Raw genomic sequence first — 4,138 nt, forward strand, 5'->3', positions numbered from 1 at the left:
GGGACGGGGCGGCTGCGGTGCGGCGGGCTCGGCGACCAGCCGGACCACGCCGCCCTGCCCGGCCGCCTGGCTCCCGGACGCCGACAGCGCCGCGGCCTGGTCCGGCAGCACCCGCATCGGCCCGGTGGCGCGCCGTGCGGCCGGTTCCTGGTCGGCGTTCTCCACGATGAGCGAGCCGGGGATCAGCGCGATCGCCGTCGTCCCCCCGTACGGGGACGGGCGCAGCGTGACCGTGATGCCGTGCCGCTGGGCCAGCCGCGCCACGACGAACAATCCGAGCTGGGCGCTGTCGGACGGGTCGAACTCGGGCGGGTTCGCGAGCCGCTCGTTGGCGGCGCGCAGCGCCTCCTCGGTCATCCCGAGGCCGCGGTCCTCGACCTCGATCGCGAAGCCGCTGGCGACCGCCTGCCCGCCGACCCGCACCGGCGACTGCGGCGGCGAGAACGTGGTGGCGTTCTCCACCACCTCGGCGAGCAGGTGGATGACGTCGGCGACGGCGGAGCCGAGCAGCGCGACGCGCGGCAGCGGCTGCACCCGGACGCGGGGATAGTCCTCGACCTCGGCGACCGCGCCGCGGACCACGTCCACCAGCGGGACGGGACGGCGCCAGCCCCGGCCGGCGGTCTTGCCGGCGAGGATGACCAGGCCCTCGGCGTGCCGGCGCATGCGGGTCGCGAGATGGTCGAGGCGGAACAGGTCCGACAGCTCGGACGGGTCCTCGGTGCGCCGCTCCATGGTGTCGAGCAGGCTGAGCTGGCGGTGCAGCAGCGCCTGGTTGCGGCGGGCGAGGTTGACGAACACCTCGCTGATGCCGCGCCGCGCCGCGACCTCGCCCTCGGCGGCCAGCAGCACGGCCTCGCGGGCGCGCTCGAACGACTCGGCGATCTGCCGGATCTCGGTGATGCGGTAGTCGACCTCGGGGGCCGGTTCGGGTTCGGCCGGAGCTCCGGCGCGGATCTGCTCGGCGAGCCTCGGCAGCCGCTTCTGCGTGAAGTCCACGACGCCGCCGGCGAGCGTGCGGCATTCGCGCACCAGCCGCCGGGACACGCGGACCGCGATGAGGGACGACAGGACGATCGCGACGAGTCCGAGACCGCCGGCGAGGCCGAGCCGGGTGAACGCGCCCATCGCGATGTGCTCGCCGCGGTCGGTGACCCCGGCGAGGATCCGGTTCTCCAGGTTGAAGAACTGGCCGTTGACGGTATCGGCGACGGACCGCCAGACGGCGGGTTCGATGACGAGCGGGCCGCGCGCGGTGCGCGCGGACGGCTGACGGCCCTGACCCGCCAGCGTCGCCGTGGACGTGCCATCGGTCCCGCTGCCCGTTCCCGCCGTGCCGGGCGTGCGGGTCCGGCGGGCGGCCTGCGGCGGTTCGGCGCCGCGGATGACCTGTTCCTCCAGCTTCATCATCTGGACGAACTGCTGGGTGCCGGTGAGCCGCTCGTAGTCGGCCCGGTCGGCGTCGGACAGGTCGCGGGCGCTGACTTCGTGCATCGTGTGGTGCGCCCCGACGAGCTTGGCGAACTCGGCGCGTTCGGCGGCGGTGATGCGCCCGGCGGCGAGGGCCCCGGTCAGCAGGGCGTCCTCGCGCGACATGAACTCGCGGGCCATGCCGAACGAGGTGAGCGTGCGGGCGCTCGCGGTGATCGACCCCTCCCCCGGCGTGGTCGCGTTGTAGATGGCGAAGCCCGCGTCGATGAGCTCGTTGTACTCGCGCTGCACGCGGGCGCGGTCGGCGACCCGCTCGTCCACGCTGCGGCGGACGGCCTTCAGCGAGCCGATCCTGTCGACGAACGCGTCCAGCCGGTCCGCGACCTCGGGCAGGAGCGCGCCCCGCAGTCCCCTGTCACGGGCGCCCGCCCGGACCTGCGCGCCCGCCTCGTCGGTCGCCTGCCGCTGCGTCCGCATCACACCCGGGTCCCCGGGGGAGCCGCCGAGCTCGGCCATCGACAGGCGCCGCTCCTTCTGCAGCGCGTCGATGAGCCGCTGCGTCGGCAGCACCGTCCTGTTCTGGAACTCCCGGCTCTGCAGCAACTCGTCCGCCTCGCCGTAGGTGATGCCGGTGAGGAACACCCACAGCGAGGCGAGCGCCAGCAGCGGCACGAGGACCAGCAGCGTGATCCTCGCCCGGATGGAGGAGAAACCGCGGGCCATCACGGCTGGCGGACCCTGCTCACTGGCTCGTCCTTCGGCATTGGGGGGCGGGACATGCGGGGGAAACCTCCCGATGCGTGGAGTATGGAGGTCTGCGGGAGCCTACTACGTCGCAGGTTCACGGTGATCGGGGTTCCGGTCACCGTCCGTCACCTCCTCGGCGTCCGGCCAGCTCAGGACGTGCTCCATCAGCGCCACCAGCACCTTCTTGGACGACTCGCGGCGGCGCACGTCGCACAGCACCACCGGGACGCCCGGGTCCAGGTCGAGCGCGATCGCGATGTCCTCGGGCCGGTGTGTGCGCTCCCCGCCGAAGCAGTTCACCGCGACGACGAACGGAACGCCGCGGCGCTCGAAGTAGTCGATCGCGGGGAAGCTGCCCTTCAGCCGGCGCGTGTCGGCGATCACGACGGCGCCGATCGCGCCGGCCGCCAGCTCGTCCCACATGAACCAGAACCGCTCCTGGCCGGGCGTGCCGAACAGGTAGAGCAGCAGCTGGTCCGACAGCGTGATGCGGCCGAAGTCCATGGCGACGGTCGTGGTCGACTTGGCGCCGACGCCGGACACGTCGTCCACCCCGACACTGCGGTCGGTCATCGGCTCCTCGGTGTGCAGCGGCCTGATCTCGCTGATCGAGCCGACCATGGTGGTCTTGCCGGCGCCGAACCCGCCCGCGATGAGGATCTTGGTGGTGATCAGCGGGCGGGCATCGAGGCCATGGCGCCCCGCGGGTGCCCGGTCATAGTGCCCGGAGACCATTGAGCACCTCCCTCAGCACGCCGTTCGGGGGCCGCCGGCCCGCGGCGGACCGCTGGTCGGCGATCACCGCGATGAGGCCCTCGTCCCGCAGGTCGCCGAGCAGCACGCGGACGACGCCGATGGGCAGGCCGAGGTCGGCCGCGAGGTCGACGACGGGCACGGGCTGCGCGCAGCCGCGCAGCACCCGCGCGTGGTCGGGGCTGTAGCGCAGCCGGTCACCGGGCGGGACGCCGGTGGCGGCCACGACCGCGATGAGCTCGAAGCCGGCGCCGTCCGGACGGGTCCGGCCCCGGGTCATCGCGTACGGACGCACGACCGGACCGGCATCCCGGTCCAGCCACCGCTCTGCCGAGGGGGCCATCGGTCAAAAGCCCCGCGGCGCGGACCCCCCGGCGCCTCCGAAGTCCCGGCCGTCCGCCTCGGTCCCGAACCTCGGGCTCGCCTGCAGGTGCTGGCCCACCCGCTTGACGAGCACCGCCATCTCGTAGGCGACGAGGCCGGCGTCGGCCTCCGCCTCGGCGAGCACGGCGAGGCAGGTGCCGTCGCCTGCGGCCGTCACGAACAGCAGCAGCGCGTCCATCTCGATGATGGTCTGCCGGACGTTCCCCCCGGCGAAGTGCCGCCCGGCGCCGCGCGCGAGGCTCTGCACGCCGGACGCCAGCGCGGACAGGTGCTCGGCGTCCTCGCGGGCCAGCTCGTTGGAGGCGGCCACGGCCAGGCCGTCCCGGGACAGGATCACCGCCTGCCGCACCGTCGTCACCCGCTCGGCGAAGTCGTTGAGCAACCAGTTCAGTTCACCGGTCGCGGTGTTGTGCATCATCGTGTCCCCTCATCCCCCACCTCGGACGCGCGGCCGCGCCGCCATCCCTGCTGTACCGATGCCATCAGCGAGCGTGCTTCCTCGGGCGAGCGTGCGATGCTCCCGGAGGCTCCCCCGCCCGCCTGCGGCGGTGCCGGCGGGGGACTCTTGCGCAGCTGCGGTGCCAGGTTCTTCTGCCTGACCCGGCGGGGCAGTCCCGCGTGGGTCCCCGCCGGCTGCCATTCCTCGTCGTCCTCATCGTCCTCGGCGGCACTCGCGACGATCACGATCGGGGCCGCGGGCCGCGCATCCGCGGCCCGCGGGACGGCGTCGTCCGACCACGGGTTCGGGGCGGGACGCGGCGGGACGGCGGACGCGGGCTCCTCGGGGGCGCCCCACGGGCCCGCGGGTCCGGCCGGCTCGGGC

Annotated in this window: 4 protein-coding genes and 1 pseudogene; all 5 read right to left on the minus strand. The window is 74.1% G+C overall.

Annotated features, from left to right (window positions below; translation table 11 throughout):
• On the minus strand, positions 1-2,154 hold a 2,154-nt coding region (locus AF1_RS32050), incomplete at its 3' end, for a sensor histidine kinase (protein WP_067808000.1).
• Between the two features lie 105 nt (positions 2,155-2,259).
• On the minus strand, positions 2,260-2,913 hold the full coding sequence (locus AF1_RS32055; protein WP_067808003.1) for a GTP-binding protein: 654 nt from the start codon (positions 2,911-2,913) through the stop codon (positions 2,260-2,262).
• Complete coding sequence (locus AF1_RS32060) at positions 2,894-3,274, minus strand: DUF742 domain-containing protein (RefSeq protein ID WP_067808005.1); 381 nt, start codon at positions 3,272-3,274, stop codon at positions 2,894-2,896. The genes AF1_RS32055 and AF1_RS32060 overlap by 20 nt, the downstream gene beginning before the upstream one ends.
• Before the next feature lie 3 nt (positions 3,275-3,277).
• Positions 3,278-3,730 (minus strand): roadblock/LC7 domain-containing protein, encoded by a 453-nt coding sequence (locus AF1_RS32065; protein ID WP_131732527.1) that lies wholly within the window; start codon positions 3,728-3,730, stop codon positions 3,278-3,280.
• Positions 3,730-4,138, minus strand: a pseudogene (locus AF1_RS35550) (hypothetical protein); the annotation flags it as partial. The gene AF1_RS32065 and the pseudogene AF1_RS35550, both read right to left, overlap by 1 nt.

It is taken from the genome of Actinomadura formosensis NBRC 14204, from assembly GCF_001552155.1.
Taxonomy (GTDB): domain Bacteria; phylum Actinomycetota; class Actinomycetes; order Streptosporangiales; family Streptosporangiaceae; genus Spirillospora; species Spirillospora formosensis.